Below are 20,468 nucleotides of genomic sequence, written 5' to 3'. Positions count from 1 at the left end.
GTCCGCCACTCGTCACCCGAGAGCAAGCTCTCTGTGCTACCGTTCGACTTGCATGTGTTAGGCCTGCCGCCAGCGTTCAATCTGAGCCATGATCAAACTCTTCAATTTAAAAGTTTGATGCTCGATGAATTAAACTTCGTAATGAATTACGTGTTCACTCACTGAGACTTGGTATTCATTTTTCGTCTTGCGACGTTCAAGAATCCAGTCACCCTGAGTGCCCACACAGATTGTCTGATAAATTGTTAAAGAGCAGGTGCGACGCGCTTCAGCGCTCTGTCGCGAGGTGGCGTATATTACGCTTTCCTCTTTCAGAGTCAACCCTGATTTTCAGGATTTTTTCTCTTCAACCGGACCGGCTGTTTGTGTGAAGTGATTCACATCCGCCGTGTCGATGGAGGCGCATTATAGGGAGCCGGGGCTGAATGACAAGCGGAAAAACACATTTTTATTTCAACCGCTCATCTTTTCGTCATAACGGCTATTTTTGGTGCTTTTTAATGGCTGCAGGCAGCTCCGCAAGGCTATTAATTACCCAATCGGCGCTATTTTCAGCTTCCGGCGTGACAGGTTTACCGGTGCGTACCAGTACTTTTGTTCCTACTTGTGCAGCAGATGCCGCCTGCATATCTTCAAGCTTATCGCCAACCATATAAGAAGCGGCCATATCAATGTGCAGAAAATCGCGCGCCGAGATGAGCATGCCCGGGTGCGGTTTACGGCAGTCACAAACCTGACGGAACTCTTCCACAGTTCCCTGCGGGTGATGTGGGCAATAGTAGATGCCGTCCAAATCAACGCCGCGATCGGCTAAAGACCAGTCCATCCATTCGGTTAACGTTTCAAACTGCGCCTCGGTGAATTTTCCGCGCGCGATACCAGACTGGTTAGTCACCAGCACCAACGCATAACCCATTTCTTTCAGTTCGCGCATGGCATCAATAACGCCGTCAATAAATTCAAATTCATCAATCTCATGGACGTAGCCGTGATCAACATTAATAGTGCCATCACGATCGAGAAAAATAGCGGGTACAGACTTTGCCACGGGTTTGCTCCTGAAAAAGGCATATGTTCTTAGTATCTCATGTTTCGCTACACAGGAAAGTGCTCATCGTTGATGAGCAACATTGATTTAGACGTCTGGATGCCTTACCATCCGCTCTGTTTACGGCTGAAAGTCGTAACCGGCAGAAGAAAATGCCACGGCTAACTCTCATACGATAAAAATAATCTAATGATTAAACTTTCGAATATCACCAAAGTGTTCCAGCAAGGAAACCGTACGATTCAGGCGCTTAACAACGTTAGCCTGCACGTTCCTGCTGGCCAAATTTATGGCGTTATTGGCGCGTCAGGCGCGGGGAAAAGTACGCTTATCCGCTGCGTGAACTTGCTTGAACGCCCATCGCAGGGCAGTGTACTGGTCGACGGCCAGGATCTGACGCAACTGTCAGAAGCGGAATTAACCAAAGCGCGCCGCCAAATTGGCATGATCTTCCAGCACTTTAATCTGCTCTCTTCACGAACCGTTTTCGGTAACGTTGCTTTACCGCTGGAACTGGATAATACCCCGCGCGAAGAGATCAATCGCCGGGTGGCAGAACTTCTCGAGCTGGTAGGTCTGGCTGATAAGCACGACAGTTACCCGGCCAATCTTTCCGGCGGGCAAAAACAGCGTGTCGCCATTGCACGTGCGCTGGCCAGCAACCCGAAAGTGTTGTTATGTGATGAAGCCACCAGCGCCTTAGATCCCGCCACAACACGTTCTATTCTTGAACTGCTCAAAGATATTAACCGTCGCCTCGGGCTGACCATCCTGCTCATTACGCATGAAATGGATGTGGTAAAACGCATTTGTGATTGCGTGGCGGTAATCAGCAACGGTGAGCTGATTGAACAGGACACGGTGAGCGAAGTGTTCTCCCATCCGAAAACACCGCTGGCGCAGCAGTTTATACAGTCCACGCTGCACCTGGATATTCCGGAAGATTACCTCCAGCGCTTACAGGCGCAGCCGCAAGCGGACAGCGTACCGATGTTGCGGATGGAGTTTACCGGTCAGTCCGTCGATGCCCCGCTGCTGTCGGAAACGGCGCGTCGTTTTAACGTGAACAACAACATTATCAGCGCGCAGATGGATTATGCGGGCGGCGTGAAGTTCGGCATTATGCTGACCGAAATGCACGGCACCCCGGAGGATACCCAGGCGGCAATCGCCTGGTTGCAGGAACACCATGTAAAAGTAGAGGTACTCGGTTATGTCTGAGGCAATGATGTGGCTTTTTGCCCGCAGCATCTGGGAAACATTATTTATGACCTTTGCTTCAGGCCTGCTGGGTTTTATCGTCGGTCTGCCGTTTGGCGTACTGCTGTATGTGACGCGTCCGGGTCAGATCATGCAAAACCCGGGGCTGTATCGCGTGATTTCCGCCCTGGTGAATATTTTTCGCTCCATCCCGTTTATCATTTTGCTGGTGTGGATGATCCCCTTCACCCGCGTGATTGTTGGCACATCTATTGGCCTCTATGCGGTTATCGTTCCACTGACCGTCGGTGCCGCGCCGTTTATTGCCCGCATGGTAGAAAATACCCTGCTGGAGCTGCCTGCGGGTCTGATTGAAGCATCACGCGCCATGGGCGCAACCCCGATGCAGATCATCCGCAAAGTTCTGCTGCCAGAAGCGCTGCCGGGACTGATTAACGCGGCGACCATTACGCTGATTACCCTGGTGGGTTACTCAGCGATGGGCGGCGCCGTCGGTGCAGGCGGTTTAGGTCAGTTGGGTATCCGCTACGGTTACGTGACCTACGATCCGTTAGTGATGAATACCGTACTAATATTGCTCGTGGTGCTGGTTTACTTAATTCAGTTCGCTGGCGATCGTATCGTCCGGGCTGTGACGCATAAATAACGTTACACACAACATAACGACTCAGATAGAAAGGAAAATAGCATGGCTTTTAAATTCAAGACCTTTGCGGCAGTAGGTGCTCTGCTGGGTTCTCTGGCGCTGGCTGGTTGCGGCCAGGACGAAAAAGATCCTAATCACATTAAAGTCGGTGTGATTGTGGGTGCGGAAGAGCAAGTTGCTGAAGTCGCCCAGAAAGTCGCCAAAGAGAAATATGGTCTGGACGTTGAGCTGGTTACCTTTAACGACTACGTGCTGCCGAACGAAGCGCTGAGTAAAGGCGACATTGACGCGAACGCCTTCCAGCATAAACCGTATCTGGATCAGCAGATCAAAGACCGTGGCTTCAAACTGGTTCCGGTCGGCAACACTTTCGTTTACCCCATCGCTGGCTACTCCAAAAAAATCAAAGCGCTGTCTGAGCTACAGGATGGTTCTCAGGTAGCGATTCCGAACGACCCAACCAACCTCGGCCGTTCGCTGTTGCTGCTGCAAAAACAGGGTCTTATCAAACTGAAAGATGGTGTAGGTCTGCAGCCGTCCGTGCTGGATATCACCGAAAACCCGAAAAACCTGAAAATTGTTGAACTGGAAGCTCCGCAACTGCCGCGTTCACTGGACGATGCGCAAATTGCTCTGGCGGTCATCAACACTACTTACGCCAGCCAGATTGGCCTGACGCCGGAAAAAGACGGCATCTTCGTTGAAGATAAAGACTCCCCGTACGTCAACCTGATCGTCGCGCGTGAAGATAACAAGGACGCGGAAAACGTGAAGAAATTCGTTCAGGCTTACCAGTCTGACGAAGTTAGCGAAGCAGCAAGAAAAGTCTTCAACGGCGGTGCAGTGAAAGGCTGGTAATCTCCTCAGTCTGTAATATCATTCAAGGCGGGCGCAAGCCCGCCTTGTCATTTGTGCATGCGCCTGATTCAATAAGCGGCGTTAAGAAAATTACTTCGAGGATATATTATGCGTGCTTTACCGATCTGTTTATTAGCACTCATGCTAAGTGGCTGCTCCTTGCTAAGCAGATCTCCTGTCGAACCTGTAAAAAGCACCGCTGCGGCGCCAAAAGTAGAACCGGAGAAACCGAAAGTCACCCGTCCTGCCCCTGTACGGGTCATTACGGATGCCACTGAACTGGTGGGTAAACCGTTCCGCGATCTGGGCGAAGTTACCGGCGAATCTTGCCAGGCTAGCAATCAGGACTCTCCGCCGAATATCCCTACCGCGCGTAAACGCATGCAGATCAATGCATCTAAGCTGAAAGCTAACGCGGTTCTGCAGCACAGCTGCGAAGTGACCAGCGGCACGCCGGGTTGTTACCGTCAGGCGGTTTGCGTAGGTTCTGCACTCAATATCTCATCCAAATGAGTACATTTGCTTTCGAGCAAATCGGCGTTATCCGCTCACCCTATAAAGAGAAGTTCGCCGTACCGCGCCAGCCAGGCCTTGTGAAACATGGCGGCGGCGAACTTCACTTGCTTCCTCCTTATAACCAGCCCGATGCCGTGCGTGGTCTTGAAGATTTCAGCCACCTGTGGGTGCTTTTCGTATTTCATCAAACGATGGAAGGCGGCTGGCGGCCAACTGTGCGCCCGCCCCGGCTGGGAGGAAATGCGAGGATGGGCGTTTTCGCCACGCGTTCGACCTTCCGCCCCAACCCGATCGGGATGTCTCTGGTTGAGTTGCACGGCATCCGCTGCCAGAAAGATCAGGTGATTTTACAACTTGGCAGTCTTGATCTGGTCGATGGCACGCCGGTGGTGGATATCAAACCCTATTTGCCGTTTGCTGAAGCCTTGCCGGATGCGCAAGCCAGTTACGCGCAACAGGCACCCGCGGCTGATGTCGCCGTCACCTTTACACCGGATGTCGAAGCGCAGCTTAGTGGGCTTGAAAAGCGCTACCCGCATTTCAAAACCTTTCTGTGCGAAGTGCTGGCGCAGGATCCGCGCCCGGCTTATAAAAAAGGGGAAGAGCAGGGAAAAACTTACGCCGTCTGGCTGCTGGATTTTAACGTGCGCTGGCGCGTAACCGATGGCGGCTTTGAAGTGTTTGCGCTCGAAGCGCGCTAATTTTATCCCCCTCTCTTTTGGCATCTCTGCCAGGCTGATAAACTAAACCACTTTTTTCTGTGTCAGGCCTGTCTTAGGCCTGTTCCGATTGTCCAAATGGAACCGTAACAACATGCGTACTAGCCAATACTTGCTCTCCACTCTGAAGGAGACGCCTGCCGACGCCGAAGTCATCAGCCACCAGCTGATGCTGCGCGCCGGGATGATCCGCAAACTGGCCTCCGGGTTATACACCTGGCTGCCAACCGGTTTGCGCGTTCTGAAAAAAGTCGAAAACATCGTGCGTGAAGAGATGAATAACGCCGGTGCGATTGAGGTGTCCATGCCAGTAGTGCAGCCCGCCGACCTGTGGCAGGAAAGCGGCCGCTGGGAGCAATATGGCCCGGAACTGCTGCGTTTTGTCGATCGCGGCGATCGTCCATTTGTCCTCGGCCCAACGCATGAAGAAGTGATCACCGACCTGATTCGTAACGAGCTGAACTCGTACAAACAGTTGCCGCTGAACTTCTTCCAGATCCAGACCAAGTTCCGTGACGAAGTGCGCCCGCGTTTTGGCGTAATGCGTTCGCGCGAATTCTTGATGAAAGATGCTTACTCTTTCCATACCTCTCAGGAATCGCTGCAGGAGACGTACGATGCCATGTACGCCGCCTACAGCAAAATCTTCAGCCGTATGGGTCTGGATTTCCGCGCCGTACAGGCAGATACCGGCTCGATCGGCGGTAGCGCCTCGCACGAATTCCAGGTGCTGGCGCAGAGCGGTGAAGACGATGTGATCTTCTCTGACTCTTCCGATTTTGCCGCCAACATTGAGTTTGCCGAAGCGCTGGCACCAAAAGAGCCGCGCGCTGCAGCAACGCAGGAAATGACGCTGGTTGATACGCCGAACGCCAAAACCATCGCTGAGCTGGTTGAGCAGTTCAACCTGCCGATTGAAAAAACCGTGAAAACTCTGCTGGTTAAAGCCGTTGAAGGCAGCAGCTATCCGCTGGTTGCGCTGCTGGTGCGCGGCGATCATGAGCTGAACGAAGTTAAAGCGGAAAAACTGCCGCAGGTTGCCGCGCCGTTGACCTTCGCCACCGAAGCGGAAATCCGCGCGGTAGTGAACGCAGGCCCGGGTTCACTTGGTCCGGTGAATATGCCGATTCCGGTCGTGATTGACCGTACCGTTGCGGCGATGAGCGATTTCTCCGCTGGCGCGAATATTGATGGCAAACACTACTTTGGCATCAACTGGGATCGTGATGTGGTCACCCCGGAAGTGGCAGATATTCGTAATGTTGTTGCCGGCGATCCGAGCCCGGACGGCAAAGGGACGCTGCTTATTAAACGCGGTATCGAAGTTGGTCACATCTTCCAGTTGGGCACCAAATACTCCCAGGCGCTGAATGCCGCCGTGCAGGGTGAAGATGGTCGCAACCAGATCCTGACTATGGGTTGCTACGGTATCGGCGTAACGCGCGTAGTGGCTGCGGCCATTGAGCAGAACCACGACGAGCGCGGGATCATCTGGCCAGACGCAATTGCGCCGTTCCAGGTCGCACTGCTGCCAATGAACATGCACAAATCTTATCGTGTGCAGGAGCTGGCGGAAAAACTCTACGCTGAGCTGCGTGCGCAGGGTATTGAAGTGCTGATGGACGATCGTAAAGAGCGCCCGGGTGTGATGTTTGCCGATATGGAACTGATCGGTATCCCGCACACGGTGGTGATTGGCGATCGCAACCTCGACAATGACGATATCGAATATAAATACCGTCGCAATGGCGAGAAGCAGCTGATCAAAACCGGGGATATCCTCAACTATCTGGTTAACGCCATCAAAGGCTAAGCGAGCCAACAAAAAGCCCCGCACTGCGGGGCTTTTTTATCACTACCGGAAAACCACATGACGGGCATCTGGTTTTAGCGCTGCCTTATTATTACTGGGCTTAAATCAAGCATGATCAACAGAGGTTTCATTGTAAACGCAGGTTTCGCATGCCCTTCATGATAAATCATGCCGCCTTCTGTGAAGGCGGTTTTTGCACTGCTAATGCTTAATCATCACAGCCTTTATTGGGGCTAAACTTACCGCGTTTATTCGTCACCAGCACTTTCTGCGCCGCACCGGTGTCCGGATTTGGCTCAACGGTGAAATGCCCTTCGACCACCAGCAGAATAGGTTTGGTTTCTGTTCCGCGTGCGGCCGCATAGTCACGCTCAAGCTGCGCATTGCTGGCAACGGTTACCTTCTTGCCGGTTGCGCAATCGGTAAATACTGCCGCATCCGCCATGTACATATACATGCCACGCATCGCCATTGGCGTCGCAGGTAGCGCGGCTTTTACAGGCTGTAGCGTGTAATTGAGCTGAGAAGTGATGGGATTGCCTTCCCGATCAAGCATCTCCAGCGCATCGCCTTTGGCGCGGAAAAAGGTTTTATCACCGTGCGTATCGGTGAGGATCAGTTTATCCGCCGTACGCGCCCAGTTACCATACGTGGCAAACACTGCGGGCGCTTTTCCTCCCTGATAGCGCTGGTTCATCACCCAGCTACCGTCTTTATCCAGAAACAGAGAGGTTTCAATGCCTTCGCAATCCGCGCAGGGCAATACACCGCGCCAGCTTTGCTGCATCGGTTTCAATTCTTCAACGTGTGCTGGCTGCACCGTCTCGACGTCGCCACGGTTGTTACATCCGAAAAGCGCAAAGAGCGTACACCCTGCCAGCACAGATAAAATCGCTTTTTTCACACCCGATTCCTTATGCTCAATTCTGTTAGTACCCGTCAGCCTTCATGGCCACGAACTTTACCGCGTAACGCCTTTACCGACGACTTTTGCGCCTTGCCAGATAACCGGCGCTCTTTTGATGCGCGGGTTGGTCGCGTTGCCCGACGGCTCTTTTGCACAACGGTTAATTCTTTAATTAACGCTACCAGACGAGCAATTGCCGCTTCGCGGTTCATCTCCTGGCTGCGATATTCCTGTGCTTTTATCACCACCCAGCCTTCACTGCTAATCAGATGGTGCGACGCTTCCAGTAAACGCGCTTTGTAATACTCTGGCAGGCTTGAAGCCCGGATGTCAAAACGCAGGTGGATCGCCGTTGAGCTCTTATTAACATGCTGCCCGCCCGCACCCTGCGACCGCACAGCCGTGATTTCCAGCTCGTCGTCAGCAATCGAGACCGAACGGGAGATCTCAATCATTGCGGCTGCTGCCAGGCTTCAAGGTGGATCTCCAAATTCTGACTCTCATCCGATAACCAGATAGCGCCATCCTGCAAAGTTGCTTGCAGCGTCATGGTGCGATCGCTGGCAAACGCACTCAAACCGGCCAGTTGCGCATCATCCAGATACCAGATACTCAGATTGCTAAACACCGAGCAGCGCGACTGATTCTGCTGCCACCAGATCTGCGCCGCGCGTGAATTATAGGTAAAAAGCGCCACCTCTTTCGCCTGTGAGCAGGCTTTCTTCAGCCGTTTTTCATCCGGCAGCCCCAGCTCAATCCACAAATCGATACCCAGATAATCATTGCGTAACCAGAGTTCCGGTTCATCGTCAGCGCTGAGACCGCGGGTAAATTGCAGGCGTTCATCCGCGTATTTCATCCACGCCAGCAGGCGCAGCATCATGCGTTCTTGCGTCTCGGAAGGATGGCGAGCCAGCGTCAGCGTTGCATCTAAAAACTGATTACGATCCAAATCGGCAACGTTCACCGTCGCTTTATAAATTGTCGCTTTTAATGCCATGTCACCGCTCCTTCATAAAATGGCCGCTATTGTAGCGAATATAAGCATAAAGCGCTGTTATCTCTTGTCGCAGTGGGTATTCATCGCCCTGATAATGACGAATAAGCTGTGGTATAGTCACCTTGCTAAACAGAGTTTAACTTCGTAGGCTTAGTGTTATCTCACAGTAAAGTCAGGTTGCTGACAGGAGGTGATGTGAACAATTATTGTGAGTTAGTACGCAGACGTTATGCGGAAATCGCCAGCGGAGATTTAGGGTATATCCCGGATGCGCTGGGGTGCGTGTTGAAAGTGCTGAATGAAATGGCGTCGGATGACACCCTTTCAGAGTCGGTCAGGGAAAAGGCGGCGTATGCTGCCGCGAACTTACTGGTGAGCGATTATGTCAATGAATGATGCCTATCAACCCATCAACTGTGATGACTATGACAACCTTGAACTCGCCTGCCAGCATCATCTTTTATTGAAGCTGGAAATGAAAGACGGCGAGGTGCTCAGCGCCAAAGCCAACGATTTAGTCTCACGTAAAAATGTGGAGTATCTGGTGGTTGATGTCGCAGGCGCCGCGCGCGAACTGCGTCTCGATAAAATTGCCAGCTTCAGCCATCCTGAAATCGGCACCGTTGTGGTGAGCGAGTCCTGACATTTTGCGGGCAGCGCCTGTTGCCCGTTATCTTCGCCACTCAAGTCGTACGCCCGTTTGCTCCGCGCTTTTCGCCCCTTCCCGCGTGACAAATAGCCCCGCCGCCGCAATCAACGTTTCACCATAAAACAGCAGCGGCGTGGTATCGCGTCGCCAGGGCGCCACACCGAGTTCCTGCCAGATTTTCTTCAGCTTGCGCCCGCCGCTGCGCCCAACGATATGCAACATACCGGGAGCCTGAAAACGGATCGAAACCGCCTCGCCAGCGTTGGGCGGGCGGATTTCGCCCCCCGCTAACAGCAAAAGCTCACCAAGATTCGCCGGTAATAGTAGCGGTTCGAAAGGTGCCAGCCACGGCAGTAGCGTATCGCGCTGGCTTTCAATTGTGCGGATCCACCACAGGCTCGACTGATAACGACGCACGTCAAACTCGCCGAGTCGCAGACACGGTGAAGCATCTTCACGTGCCAGCGCCACTTCCTGCCACAAGCGGTCAAGCATGGCGCGTGATGGCATGACTGCACCGCGCTGCGCCAGCCAGCGCCGCAATAGTGCCCGACGGCGCGCATCGCTTAGCGCAAATAGAGGGGCAAGTTCCAGCGCCCCTTCAGCCGTCGTCGCCGCATCAAGTTCCTCCGCCAGTAGCTCATCAAGTAACCGCTCTTGTTCGCCACACAGCGCGGCACTACGCGCAACGGCATCAGCAAAATGCGGCCAGCGCGCGGTCAGTGCCGGTAAAACCTGCAAGCGTAAAAAATTACGATCGAAGCTGGCGTCGGCGTTACTTTCATCCTCGATCCACGACAGCGCATGGTGAAGCGCCCACTGGTGCAGCTCATCGCGAGTTTGTGTCAGTAACGGACGAATAAGCTGGGTTCCGGCAAACGGCATGCTTTCGGGCATGGCCGCCAGCCCGGCAGGCCCGCTGCCGCGTTTTAACGCCAGCAGGAACGTTTCGCATTGATCGTCCAGATGCTGCGCCGTAACCAGCACTTCACCGGGCATCAATGCCTCCGCAAACGCCTGATAACGTGCGTTGCGCGCCTGCGCTTCAATCCCTTCCCCGTTGTTCACCAGTTGAACGCGAATGACGCGAAGCGGGATCTGCCAGCGCGCGCAAATATCCTCACAATGCTCCGCCCATGCATCGGCGTGCGGACTAAGCCCGTGATGAATATGAATAGCTCGCAGCTTGAGTTCGGGTAATTGCTGACGCCAAAGCATCAATTTATGCAGCAGGACGGTCGAATCCAGCCCACCGCTAAACGCCACCAGAAACTGGCGCGATGTGGTTGGCATTGATGCAAAAAAGGGCGCGGTCATAGCGATTATCAAAACGGAGTAATGCCCGGCACGTTACCGGGCATTCGCGGAAGTGGCAAGTACTACTGCTGATAAAGCTCCAGCGGCAGGCCATCAGGATCGGTAAAGAAGGTGAAGCGTTTATCGGTGCAGGGATCGATGCGGATTTCTTCACACTGCACACCGTGAGCAGCCAGATGCGCCACTGCCTTGTCGATATCATCAACGCTAAAGGCCAGATGGCGCAGCCCACAGGCTTCTGGCCGGCTGGGACGCGCAGGCGGGAACGGGAAAGAAAACAGCTCAATCACATACTGACCGTTCAGCGCCAGGTCGCCTTTCCATGAATCACGCGCTTCGCGATAGACTTCGCTTTGCAGCGTAAACCCCAGGATATCGCAGTAAAACGCTTTGCTCTTCGCGTAGTCCGTAGCGATGATGGCAATATGATGAACCTGTTTTAAACCCAGCATAGTTTCTCCTTTTCTGAATGCCAGAACGTTACGCCTGCCGGTGTTTGCCCGCAATAGATCAGCGGCTTTTTAAGACTCGTACCCGATAAACGCCCTCTTCGTCCCGCTTCGCACCATGAATATCCGTCTCAAAACCAGGATAGTGGCGGCCAATGGCGCAGAGCATCAACAGGAAATCCAGCACGGCTCTGCTCGCTTCGGTGATCATTTCGCCGGGCATCACCAGCGGCACGCCTGGCGGATAAGGCAGGATCATATTCGCCGAAATCCGCCCGATCAGCCGCTCCAGCTCAATGGTTTCCACCTCGCCCTGAATTTGCCGCTGCCAGGCCTGGTGCGGTGTCAGCTTCATTTCCGGCAACACATCAAACGCTTGCAGCATTAAGCGTGGAAGATCGTGCTGGCGGATGAGCTTATGGATCCCCTGCGCCAGATCCTGAATGCGCATATTGCGGTAGAAATCGGGATCTTCGGCGTAAAGATCCGGCAGCATATTCTTCACGCGCAGATTCAGATCGTAGGCGCGTTTAAACTCCATCAACCCGCGCAGCAAACCCATCGCACGGGTTTTATCAATGCCAATACTGAACAGGAACAGCAAATTATAGGGTCCGGTTTTCTCGACCACCACGCCGCGCTCATCAAGGAATTTCGCCACCAGCGCCGCCGGGATCCCTTCGTCGCTCATATTACCCTGCTCGTCCATCCCCGGCGTCAGAATGGTCACTTTAACCGGATCGAGAAACATATGGTCGGCATCCGCGTCGCGGAAACCGTGCCATGCATCACCGGGCGCAACCGGCCAGCAGTCCGCCTCTTCAATCTCTTCTGGCTGCCAGATATCAAAGAACCAGCCATCGGCTTCATCTTTCAGCCGCTGAACTTCTTTACGGAAATGCAGCGCGCGCTCGACGGAGCGATTAATCAGCCGTTTGCCAGGATTCCCACGCAGCATCGCAGCCGCCGTTTCGATAGAGGCCACCAGCGGGTAACTCGGCGAGGTGGTGGTGTGCATCATAAAGGCTTCGTTAAAGGTGTCTTCATCATATTCACCTTTAATATGAATCAGCGACGCCTGCGAAAATGCTGCCAGCATTTTGTGCGTCGACTGGGTCTCGAAGAACACTTTTCCCGGTACCCGCTCGCCGCTCATACCGCTTTTCCCGGCGTAGATCGGGTGAAAATTGGTATACGGAACCCAGGCGGAATCGAAGTGGATCGATGACACATCGAGCGTCTTTTTGATCCAGTCGGTGTTATACAACAATCCGTCATAGGTGGAGTTGGTGATAACCGCGTGTACCGGCCAGCGAGCGCCTGCCGTTTTTGCCACCTTCTGTTCGATGCTGGCATGGGTAAATTCACGGCGTGGAATACCGCCCAGAATCCCCAGCGCATTGCGCCCGGGTTTCAGCCATAGCGGTGTAACGTCACTCATCATCAGCAAATGCGCCAGTGACTTATGGCAGTTACGGTCAATCAACAAGGTGCTACCGGCCGGAGCGGCATACATGCCGACAATTTTATTCGACGTGGAAGTACCGTTGGTCACCATGTAGCTCTGCTCAGCGCCAAAGGTGCGGGCGATATACTCTTCGGCTTCCAGATGCGGGCCTGTGTGATCCAGTAACGAGCCCAACTCCGTGACCGAAATAGAGACATCCGCTTTTAACGTATTGCCACCGAAAAAATCGTAAAACAGGCAGCCAACCGGACTTTTCTGATAAGCCGTACCCGCCATATGCCCGGGTGTACAAAAGGTATATTTGCCCTCTTTCACATAGGTAAACAGCGCCCGGGTAAACGGTGGTGTGATGGTTTCCAGGTACTCGCGGGTGTACTGACCGATACGCGTAGCAATATCTTCGGACACACCCAGCGCATACTCGAAAAACCACAGCGCCATGCGCATATCCTGGATGCTGACGTCCATCGTCGAGTGGGTATTGATAAAGGCGTACAGCGGGAGATATTCGTTAAGCTGATTGATTTCGCTGCACAGATCGAGGGAGTACTCGTCCCAGTCAAAGATAACACCGCAGATGCGTGGGTTGTGTTCGATAAATTTCAGTAAGTCGGTGCTGTTTTGCGGCCAGATAAGTTGAAAACCCTGCGCCTGTAATGCCTGCTCCAGCTCCTTAATTGGCTCATCTTTATAGAAAACGCCATGTGGTCCCATGATGGCAATAATATTCACGGCTACCTCCGTTAAAAACCTTAGCTAAGCATAGTTGAGCTAAACGGCAGGTATAAAAAAAGCCGCACAGCGGTGCGGCTTTTCAGAGTGGGATGAGGATCAGGCGTAGCCGTAGCTCATCAGACGCTGGTAACGGCGGTTACGCAGATCATCTTTGCTCAGCACCTCCAGATCGGCCAGATCGGCCAGCAGCTGCGCTTTCAGCGAAGCCGCCATCGTTTCCGGGTTACGGTGAGCGCCGCCCAGCGGTTCCGGAATGATCGAGTCGATCAGTTTCAGCTCTTTCAGACGCGGGGCGATAATCCCCATCGCTTCGGCAGCCAGCGGCGCTTTGTCGGCACTTTTCCACAGAATCGATGCGCAGCCTTCCGGAGAGATAACAGAATAGGTGCTGTATTGCAGCATATTCACTTTATCGCCCACACCAATCGCCAGTGCGCCGCCGGAGCCGCCTTCACCAATCACAGTGCAGATAACCGGCACGTTCAGGCGGGACATTTCACGCAGGTTACGCGCGATCGCTTCAGACTGACCACGCTCTTCCGCGCCCACACCCGGATAAGCACCCGGCGTGTCGATAAAGGTAATGATCGGCATGTTAAAGCGTTCTGCCATTTCCATCAGACGCAGCGCTTTGCGATAACCTTCCGGCGCTGGCATACCGAAATTACGGCGGATTTTCTCTTTGGTTTCGCGGCCTTTCTGGTGACCGATGATCATCACCGGACGCCCATCCAGACGCGCGATCCCGCCAACAATGGCTTTATCGTCAGCGTAAGCGCGATCGCCAGCCAGTTCGTCGAACTCGTCGAAAGCCAGGCGGACATAATCCAGGGTGTATGGACGCAGCGGATGACGAGCCAACTGCGCGACCTGCCATGCGCCAAGATCGGCGAAAATTTTACGTGTCAGCTCAACGCTTTTTTCACGCAGACGATGCACTTCTTCGTCGATGTTAATATCCAGTTTTTCATCCTGACGGCCAACGGCGGTCAGAGAATCGATTTTCGCTTCCAGCTCAGCAATCGGCTGTTCGAAATCAAGGAAATTCAGACTCATAGTATTCCTGTATTAGTCAAACTCCAGTTCCACCTGCTCCGAACCTATGAGGCCACGCAGATCGTTGAGTAAACGATCGCTCGGAGAGACGCGCCACGTTGCGCCGAAACGTAATCGCGCGCGCGCATCCGCCCTCTGATAGTAGAGATGTACTGGAATGGTTCCCGAACGGTGGGGTTCCAGAGACTGACGGAGTCGGTTTAAAAGCTGGTCATCAATTTGCCTGTCCGTCAGCGAGATAGCAAGCCCACGGGCATATTTTTCCCGGGCTTCGTCAATGTCCATCACTTCGCGGGCGGTCATTTTAAGCCCCCCACTGAAGTCATCAAAGCTGACCTGTCCGCTGACGATAAGTATGCGGTCTTTTTCCAGCAGTTGCTGGTATTTATCCAGGGCGTCAGTGAACAACATCACTTCAAGACGCCCGGAACGGTCATCCAGGGTACAGATGCCGATACGATTGCCGCGCTTGGTGACCATAACCCGCGCGGCAATGACGAGCCCCGCCGCCGTGGTCACTTTCCCACGTTCGGTCGGATGCATGTCTTTCAGCCGGTAGCCTCCGACATAGCGCTCAATTTCTTTTAAATACTGGTTAATCGGGTGCCCGGTCAGGTACAACCCTAACGTTTCACGCTCGCCGTCCAGCACCACCTGTTCCGGCCATGGCTGGCAGCTGGCGTAGGACTGCTCGATCTGCTCCGGTTCTTCTGCCAGCACGCCAAACATATCTGCCTGCCCAATCGCTTCTGCTTTCGAGTGCTGATCGGCGGCTTTCAGCGCATCGCCCAGCGCGTTCATTAGCGCGGCGCGATGCGGGCCAAGGCGATCAAACGCCCCGGACATAATCAATTTTTCCAGCACCCGACGATTGAGTTTTTTGATGTCGGTGCGGGCGCACAGATCAAACAGTTCACGGAAATAGCCGCCGTTGTTACGCGCTTCAATGATCGCCTCGATCGGCCCTTCACCCACGCCTTTGATCGCGCCAATGCCGTAAACAATTTCGCCATCGTCATTGACGTGGAAATGGTACAGACCCGAGTTGATATCCGGCGGCAGAATTTTCAGCCCCATGCGCCAGCACTCATCGACCAGGCCGACCACTTTCTCGGTGTTGTCCATATCGGCGGTCATTACCGCCGCCATAAACTCGGCCGGATAGTGCGCCTTCAGCCACAGCGTCTGGTATGACACCAAAGCATAGGCGGCAGAGTGCGATTTGTTAAATCCGTAACCGGCGAATTTTTCCACCAGGTCAAAGATTTTCATCGCCAGTTCGCCATCGACGCCGTTTTTCTTCGCGCCTTCTTCAAACGTGCCGCGCTGCTTGGCCATTTCTTCCGGCTTTTTCTTGCCCATTGCACGGCGCAACATGTCCGCGCCGCCAAGGGTGTAACCGGAAAGCACCTGGGCAATCTGCATCACCTGTTCCTGATACAGAATGATGCCATAGGTTGGCTCCAGCACCGGCTTCAGGCTCTCGTGCTGCCATTGAACATCCGGGTAGGAGATCTCTTCACGCCCGTGTTTACGGTCGATGAAGTTATCCACCATGCCCGATTGCAGCGGACCCGGCCGGAACAGCGCCACCAGCGCGATCATATCTTCGAAGCAGTCGGGCTGCAGGCGTTTGATCAGATCTTTCATGCCGCGGGATTCAAGCTGGAAAACCGCTGTGGTTTCCGAGCGTTGCAGCATGTCGAAACTTTTCTTGTCATCCAGCGGAATAGCGGCGATATCCAGTGGCGGCTCGCCATTCTTCTCGCGCCGGGCGTTAATCATTTCCAGCGCCCAGTTAATGATGGTCAGCGTTCGCAGCCCGAGGAAGTCAAACTTCACCAGGCCCGCATATTCCACATCGTTTTTATCGAACTGGGTAACCGGGTGCTGACCGGCTTCATCACAATACAGCGGCGCAAAGTCGGTAATTTTGGTTGGCGCGATAACCACCCCACCGGCGTGTTTCCCGGCGTTTCGCGTGACCCCTTCCAGCTTACGCGCCATATCAATCAGCGCTTTGACTTCTTCGTCGGCTTCGTAAATTTCCGGCAGTTGTGGTTCGGCTTCAAACGCTTTGGCCAGCGTCATCCCCGGATCGGGCGGCACCAGTTTTGAAATGCGGTCTACAAAGCCATACGGGTGACCAAGCACACGGCCAACGTCGCGGATAACCGCTTTCGCCGCCATGGTACCAAAGGTGATGATCTGCGATACCGCATCGCGCCCGTACATATCCGCCACGTGCTCGATAACCTGGTCGCGTTTTTCCATGCAGAAATCGACGTCGAAGTCAGGCATCGACACACGTTCCGGGTTAAGGAAACGTTCGAACAGCAGGTCAAATTCCAGCGGATCAAGATCGGTAATTTTCAGCGCATAAGCGACCAGCGAACCCGCACCGGAACCACGCCCCGGCCCTACCGGCACGCCGTTATCTTTTGACCACTGGATAAATTCCATCACGATGAGGAAGTAGCCCGGGAACCCCATCTGGTTGATAACCTGGAGTTCAACATCGAGACGTTCATCGTAAGGTGGGCGCTTTTCAGCGCGCACGTTTTCATCCGGGAAGAGGAAGGCCAGTCGTTCTTCCAGCCCCTGTTTGGATTTCGCCACGAGGAAATCCTCAGTGGTCATATCACCTGTCGGGAACTGCGGCAGGAAGTATTCGCCAAGACGCACGGTGACGTTACAGCGTTTGGCGATTTCGACCGTGTTCTCCAGCGCTTCCGGGATATCCGAGAAGAGCTCGCACATCTCCTCTTCGCTGCGCATGTATTGCTGCGGCGAATAGTTACGCGGGCGTTTGGGATCGTCGAGGGTAAAACCGTCGTGGATCGCCACGCGGATCTCATGGGCGTCGAAGTCGCCGGCATCAATAAACCGCACATCGTTGGTCGCAACTACCGGCAAGCCATGCTCTTCTGCCAGCGCGACGGCGGCATGCAGGTAAGACTCTTCGTCCGCTCGCCCCGTACGGATCAGCTCCAGGTAGTAGCGATCGTGAAAATGGGTTTTATAGAACTCAAGGCACTGCTCTACCAGTGCGCTATTGCCACGCAGCACACTTTTACCCACGTCGCCCATGCGCCCGCCGGAAAGCAGAATCAGCCCTTCATTGAGTTCTACCAGCCAATCTCGGTCGATCCACGGGCCGAGCGCGCCATAACCACGCTGGTAGGCACGCGAAATAAGCAGTGTCAGGTTTTGATAACCCGTATTGTTGATAGCGAGAACGGTGAGCTGCGTCAGCTCGTCACCGAGCAGATCGCTTTGCACATGAAAATCGGCACCAACGATTGGTTTCATCCCGGCACCGTGCGCCGTTCCGTAAAACTTCACCAGACCACACAGGTTGGTAAAATCGGTGATCGCCAGCGCAGGCATGCCGAGCGCGGCCGCCTTTTTCACCAGCGGCCCGGTTTTCGCCAGCCCGTCAATCATGGAATAGTCGCTATGCACCCGCAGGTGTACGAAACGTGGTTCAGCCATTTTTAGATTCCAGCCTGGTTTATTTCACGTTCACAAGAATCAGGACGCAAGACCCAACGCGCGTTTGACCGGCGCAAAGCTGCGTCGGTGATGCTCGGTTGCGCCGTGCTCCGCCAGTCTCTCCAGATGGAAAGCCGTAGGATAGCCTTTATGCTGCGCAAAACCATATTGCGGAAAAATGATATCAAGTGCTGCCATCTCCGCATCGCGCGCCACTTTGGCGAGAATCGATGCGGCGCTAATTTCTGCGACACGGCTATCGCCTTTTACCACCGCCAGCGAAGGCATCGGCAAAGCCGGGCAACGGTTACCGTCGATCAGCACGAACTCGGGCGCGATTGCCAGCCCGGCAACAGCACGCTGCATCGCCAGCATGGTGGCATGCAAAATATTCAACTCGTCGATTTCATGCGGCTCTGCGCGGCCCAGGCTCCAGGCCAGCGCTTTCTCTTTGATCTCATCGCAGAGCGACAAACGACGTTTTTCGGATAATTTTTTAGAATCGTTCAGACCGACAATAGGACGCTCGGGATCAAGGATCACCGCCGCTGTCACCACCGCGCCCACCAACGGGCCGCGACCGACTTCATCCACACCCGCGACCAAATGCGTATGCGGATAAACAAACTCTATCATTGTGCTAACTCCAGTACGGCGTCAGCCGCCTGTTCATCGGCATTGCAGCGAATCTGCAAATGCAATTCGCGGAAAATGTCGTGCATCTCGTGACTGGTTTTGCCGTTGGCCAGTAAGGGTTCCAGCGCGGCAGCGAGCGCCTGGGGATTGCATTCATCCTGGAGCAACTCTTTCACCAGCTCACGCCCGGCAAGCAAGTTTGGCAGCGAAACATAAGGCGTTTTTACCAGACGTTTTGCCAGCCAGAAAGTGAATGGCTTCATACGATAGCCAACGACCATCGGGCATTTCGCCAGCATGCACTCCAGCGCAGCGGTTCCCGAGGCCAGCAGCGCAGCGTCTGCGGCGATCATCGCCTCCCGCGCCTGGCCATCCAGCATATGCACCGGCAGCTCCGGCGCGACTTCCGCTTTGATGCGTTCAAACTGTTCACGCCGTTTCGCATTAACCAGCGGCACCACCACTTCCAGATCGGGGTAGCGCTCACGCAACAACTGCGCGGTGCGCAGGAAGTCCGCGCTCAGCATGTCGACTTCCGCCCCGCGACTACCCGGCAGTAAAGCCAGACAATGCACGTTATCGGCAATACCCAGGTGCGCCCGCGCCGCGTTCTTATCAGGATCCAGCGGCATGGCATCCGCCATGGTATGGCCGATAAAACGGCACGGGACATTAAATTTATCGTAAAACGCTTTTTCGAAAGGCAGAAACGCGAGCACCAGATTGGTAGCTCTGCCGATTTTGAAAACGCGTTTTTGTCGCCACGCCCAGACGGACGGACTGACATAATGGATGGTTTTGATACCCTGCTTTTTAAGATTGCCTTCGAGGGTAATGTTGAAGTCCGGTGCGTCAATGCCGATAAAGACATCCGGTTTCAGTTCGCTAAAACGACGGGTTAAATCGGCGCGGATATGCAGCAGACGGCGCAAACGGCCCAGCACCTCAACGATGCCCATTACCGCCAGCTCTTCCATTTCATACCAGGCTTCGCAGCCTTCGGCTTGCATACGCGGCCCGGCGACACCAACAAAACGCGCATTCGGCAGGCGAGCCCGCAGCGCACGGATAAGACCGGCACCAAGAATATCGCCGGAGGTTTCTCCGGCGACGAGGGCTATCGTAAGAGGACGCGCGTCGATCATTAACGGATCAAACCACGTGTTGAACGCTCAAAGAATTGCATGAATGCGTCAACCTCCGGATGCTTAGCAGCAAGCTCAGCAATTTCCGGTTTCGCCTCTTCCAGCGTTTTACCGCTGCGGTACAGCAATTTGTACGCGTTACGAATAGCCACTAACGCTTCTCTGCTAAAGCCGCGACGTTTCAGACCTTCAATGTTCACACCGAACGGTGTGGCATGGTTGCCCTGAGCGATCACGTAAGGCGGTACGTCCTGGGCAACGCCAGAACAGCCGCCAACCATCACGTGCGCACCGATAATGCAGAACTGATGCACTGCGGTCATGCCACCGATGATTGCAAAGTCGTCGACGGAAACATGTCCCCCCAACGTTGCGTTATTTGCGAGGATACAGCGATTCCCAACGATGCAATCGTGCGCAATGTGCGCATTGATCATCAGCAAGTTATCGCTACCCACCTTCGTTAATCCACCACCCTGTACTGTGCCACGGTGGATGGTGACGCTTTCGCGGATGCGGTTGCGATCGCCAATTTCCACACGAGTCGGTTCACCAGCATATTTTAAATCCTGGTTAACCTCGCCGATGGAGGCGAACTGATAAATCTCGTTGTCACGACCGATAGTCGTATGACCATTCACGACGACATGAGATTTCAGTACGGTACCCTCACCAATTTCGACGTGAGGTCCCACAATACAAAATGGGCCAATGTGAGCGTTAGCACCGATAACGGCACCGTCTTCAACAATGGCGGTAGGATGAATAAAGGCGGTTTTATCAATCACGT

General features: G+C 54.1%; 20 protein-coding genes and 1 rRNA gene. 8 read left to right on the top strand and 13 right to left on the bottom strand.

What is annotated here, in order from left to right; genetic code table 11:
• Together BN2591_RS08595 and gmhB are read right to left on the bottom strand one after the other, a co-directional pair.
• Nucleotides 1–108, bottom strand: a 16S ribosomal RNA gene (locus BN2591_RS08595); the annotation flags it as partial.
• 373 nt (nt 109–481) lie between these two features.
• On the bottom strand, nt 482–1,048 hold the full coding sequence (gmhB, locus tag BN2591_RS08585; protein WP_045512055.1) for a D-glycero-beta-D-manno-heptose 1,7-bisphosphate 7-phosphatase: 567 nt from the start codon (nt 1,046–1,048) through the stop codon (nt 482–484).
• Between the two features lie 189 nt (nt 1,049–1,237).
• Here gmhB and metN point away from each other — a divergent pair, with 189 nt between their 5' ends.
• The 6 genes from metN to proS all read left to right on the top strand — a co-directional run bounded on the left by metN (nt 1,238) and on the right by proS (nt 6,821).
• A complete protein-coding gene (gene metN / locus BN2591_RS08580; protein WP_086870661.1) occupies nt 1,238–2,269 on the top strand; it encodes a methionine ABC transporter ATP-binding protein MetN in 1,032 nt (343 codons plus the stop codon).
• Nucleotides 2,262–2,915, top strand: a complete 654-nt coding sequence (locus BN2591_RS08575) for a methionine ABC transporter permease MetI (protein WP_086870659.1) — start codon at nt 2,262–2,264, stop codon at nt 2,913–2,915. The genes metN and BN2591_RS08575 overlap by 8 nt, the downstream gene beginning before the upstream one ends.
• 42 nt (nt 2,916–2,957) lie before the next feature.
• The gene (locus tag BN2591_RS08570) at nt 2,958–3,773 is read left to right on the top strand and encodes a MetQ/NlpA family lipoprotein (RefSeq protein ID WP_086870657.1); all 816 of its coding nucleotides are present in this window, start codon (nt 2,958–2,960) and stop codon (nt 3,771–3,773) included.
• A 108-nt stretch (nt 3,774–3,881) separates the two neighbouring features.
• Nucleotides 3,882–4,286 carry an Rcs stress response system protein RcsF gene (rcsF, locus tag BN2591_RS08565; protein ID WP_086870655.1) on the top strand — a complete coding sequence of 135 codons (405 nt, stop codon included), beginning with the start codon at nt 3,882–3,884 and terminating at the stop codon, nt 4,284–4,286.
• A complete protein-coding gene (gene tsaA, locus BN2591_RS08560; protein ID WP_086870653.1) occupies nt 4,283–4,990 on the top strand; it encodes a tRNA (N6-threonylcarbamoyladenosine(37)-N6)-methyltransferase TrmO in 708 nt (235 codons plus the stop codon). The genes rcsF and tsaA overlap by 4 nt, the downstream gene beginning before the upstream one ends.
• A gap of 112 nt (nt 4,991–5,102) precedes the next feature.
• Entirely contained in the window at nt 5,103–6,821 is a 1,719-nt protein-coding gene (gene proS, locus BN2591_RS08555) for a proline--tRNA ligase (protein ID WP_086870651.1), read from the top strand.
• A 208-nt stretch (nt 6,822–7,029) separates the two neighbouring features.
• On the opposite strand, the gene nlpE is transcribed toward proS, so the two are convergent.
• Genes nlpE through BN2591_RS08540 form a run of 3 tightly spaced genes read right to left on the bottom strand, consistent with a single transcriptional unit; the run spans nt 7,030 to nt 8,728 of the window.
• Nucleotides 7,030–7,725, bottom strand: a complete 696-nt coding sequence (gene nlpE / locus BN2591_RS08550; protein ID WP_086870649.1) for an envelope stress response activation lipoprotein NlpE — start codon at nt 7,723–7,725, stop codon at nt 7,030–7,032.
• A gap of 35 nt (nt 7,726–7,760) precedes the next feature.
• Complete coding sequence (arfB, locus tag BN2591_RS08545; RefSeq protein ID WP_017458018.1) at nt 7,761–8,183, bottom strand: alternative ribosome rescue aminoacyl-tRNA hydrolase ArfB; 423 nt, start codon at nt 8,181–8,183, stop codon at nt 7,761–7,763.
• A complete protein-coding gene (locus BN2591_RS08540; RefSeq protein ID WP_017458017.1) occupies nt 8,180–8,728 on the bottom strand; it encodes a YaeQ family protein in 549 nt (182 codons plus the stop codon). Before BN2591_RS08540 ends, arfB begins: the two co-directional genes overlap by 4 nt.
• 195 nt (nt 8,729–8,923) lie before the next feature.
• Between BN2591_RS08540 and BN2591_RS08535 the strand changes: the two genes are divergently transcribed.
• Both BN2591_RS08535 and rof read left to right on the top strand, forming a co-directional pair.
• Nucleotides 8,924–9,124 carry a YaeP family protein gene (locus BN2591_RS08535; RefSeq protein WP_017458016.1) on the top strand — a complete coding sequence of 67 codons (201 nt, stop codon included), beginning with the start codon at nt 8,924–8,926 and terminating at the stop codon, nt 9,122–9,124.
• The gene (gene rof, locus BN2591_RS08530) at nt 9,111–9,371 is read left to right on the top strand and encodes a Rho-binding antiterminator (RefSeq protein WP_017458015.1); all 261 of its coding nucleotides are present in this window, start codon (nt 9,111–9,113) and stop codon (nt 9,369–9,371) included. The genes BN2591_RS08535 and rof overlap by 14 nt, the downstream gene beginning before the upstream one ends.
• Before the next feature lie 27 nt (nt 9,372–9,398).
• On the opposite strand, the gene tilS is transcribed toward rof, so the two are convergent.
• The 8 genes from tilS to lpxA all read right to left on the bottom strand — a co-directional run bounded on the left by tilS (nt 9,399) and on the right by lpxA (nt 20,466).
• A complete protein-coding gene (gene tilS / locus BN2591_RS08525) occupies nt 9,399–10,694 on the bottom strand; it encodes a tRNA lysidine(34) synthetase TilS (protein WP_086870647.1) in 1,296 nt (431 codons plus the stop codon).
• A 62-nt stretch (nt 10,695–10,756) separates the two neighbouring features.
• Nucleotides 10,757–11,146: a VOC family protein gene (locus tag BN2591_RS08520; protein WP_086870645.1), complete on the bottom strand. Its 390-nt coding sequence runs from the start codon at nt 11,144–11,146 to the stop codon at nt 10,757–10,759.
• 58 nt (nt 11,147–11,204) lie between these two features.
• Nucleotides 11,205–13,343, bottom strand: a complete 2,139-nt coding sequence (locus BN2591_RS08515) for a lysine decarboxylase LdcC (RefSeq protein ID WP_086870643.1) — start codon at nt 13,341–13,343, stop codon at nt 11,205–11,207.
• A 99-nt stretch (nt 13,344–13,442) separates the two neighbouring features.
• Complete coding sequence (gene accA, locus BN2591_RS08510; protein WP_086870641.1) at nt 13,443–14,402, bottom strand: acetyl-CoA carboxylase carboxyl transferase subunit alpha; 960 nt, start codon at nt 14,400–14,402, stop codon at nt 13,443–13,445.
• Nucleotides 14,403–14,414: 12 nt separating this feature from the next.
• A complete protein-coding gene (gene dnaE / locus BN2591_RS08505) occupies nt 14,415–17,897 on the bottom strand; it encodes a DNA polymerase III subunit alpha (RefSeq protein WP_086870639.1) in 3,483 nt (1,160 codons plus the stop codon).
• A 39-nt stretch (nt 17,898–17,936) separates the two neighbouring features.
• On the bottom strand, nt 17,937–18,533 hold the full coding sequence (gene rnhB / locus BN2591_RS08500) for a ribonuclease HII (RefSeq protein WP_086870637.1): 597 nt from the start codon (nt 18,531–18,533) through the stop codon (nt 17,937–17,939).
• Nucleotides 18,530–19,678: a lipid-A-disaccharide synthase gene (lpxB, locus tag BN2591_RS08495; protein ID WP_086870635.1), complete on the bottom strand. Its 1,149-nt coding sequence runs from the start codon at nt 19,676–19,678 to the stop codon at nt 18,530–18,532. Before lpxB ends, rnhB begins: the two co-directional genes overlap by 4 nt.
• Nucleotides 19,678–20,466 (bottom strand): acyl-ACP--UDP-N-acetylglucosamine O-acyltransferase, encoded by a 789-nt coding sequence (gene lpxA / locus BN2591_RS08490; RefSeq protein WP_086870633.1) that lies wholly within the window; start codon nt 20,464–20,466, stop codon nt 19,678–19,680. Before lpxA ends, lpxB begins: the two co-directional genes overlap by 1 nt.
• Nucleotides 20,467–20,468: the final 2 nt, after the last annotated feature.

The sequence above is a fragment of the Kosakonia pseudosacchari genome (assembly GCF_900184035.1).
GTDB lineage: Bacteria > Pseudomonadota > Gammaproteobacteria > Enterobacterales > Enterobacteriaceae > Kosakonia > Kosakonia pseudosacchari.
This window is presented reverse-complemented; position numbering and strand designations above follow the sequence as displayed.

Excerpts from the sequence above, each read along its gene's own strand:
- metN (WP_086870661.1), top strand. The coding sequence starts at position 1,238 with ATGATTAAACTTTCGAATATCACCAAAGTGTTCCAGCAAGGAAACCGT.
- BN2591_RS08575 (WP_086870659.1), top strand. The coding sequence starts at position 2,262 with ATGTCTGAGGCAATGATGTGGCTTTTTGCCCGCAGCATCTGGGAAACA.
- BN2591_RS08570 (WP_086870657.1), top strand. The coding sequence starts at position 2,958 with ATGGCTTTTAAATTCAAGACCTTTGCGGCAGTAGGTGCTCTGCTGGGT.
- rcsF (WP_086870655.1), top strand. The coding sequence starts at position 3,882 with ATGCGTGCTTTACCGATCTGTTTATTAGCACTCATGCTAAGTGGCTGC.
- tsaA (WP_086870653.1), top strand. The coding sequence starts at position 4,283 with ATGAGTACATTTGCTTTCGAGCAAATCGGCGTTATCCGCTCACCCTAT.
- proS (WP_086870651.1), top strand. The coding sequence starts at position 5,103 with ATGCGTACTAGCCAATACTTGCTCTCCACTCTGAAGGAGACGCCTGCC.
- arfB (WP_017458018.1), bottom strand. The coding sequence starts at position 8,183 with ATGATTGAGATCTCCCGTTCGGTCTCGATTGCTGACGACGAGCTGGAA.
- BN2591_RS08540 (WP_017458017.1), bottom strand. The coding sequence starts at position 8,728 with ATGGCATTAAAAGCGACAATTTATAAAGCGACGGTGAACGTTGCCGAT.
- rof (WP_017458015.1), top strand. The coding sequence starts at position 9,111 with ATGTCAATGAATGATGCCTATCAACCCATCAACTGTGATGACTATGAC.
- tilS (WP_086870647.1), bottom strand. The coding sequence starts at position 10,694 with ATGACCGCGCCCTTTTTTGCATCAATGCCAACCACATCGCGCCAGTTT.
- BN2591_RS08520 (WP_086870645.1), bottom strand. The coding sequence starts at position 11,146 with ATGCTGGGTTTAAAACAGGTTCATCATATTGCCATCATCGCTACGGAC.
- accA (WP_086870641.1), bottom strand. The coding sequence starts at position 14,402 with ATGAGTCTGAATTTCCTTGATTTCGAACAGCCGATTGCTGAGCTGGAA.
- dnaE (WP_086870639.1), bottom strand. The coding sequence starts at position 17,897 with ATGGCTGAACCACGTTTCGTACACCTGCGGGTGCATAGCGACTATTCC.
- rnhB (WP_086870637.1), bottom strand. The coding sequence starts at position 18,533 with ATGATAGAGTTTGTTTATCCGCATACGCATTTGGTCGCGGGTGTGGAT.
- lpxB (WP_086870635.1), bottom strand. The coding sequence starts at position 19,678 with ATGATCGACGCGCGTCCTCTTACGATAGCCCTCGTCGCCGGAGAAACC.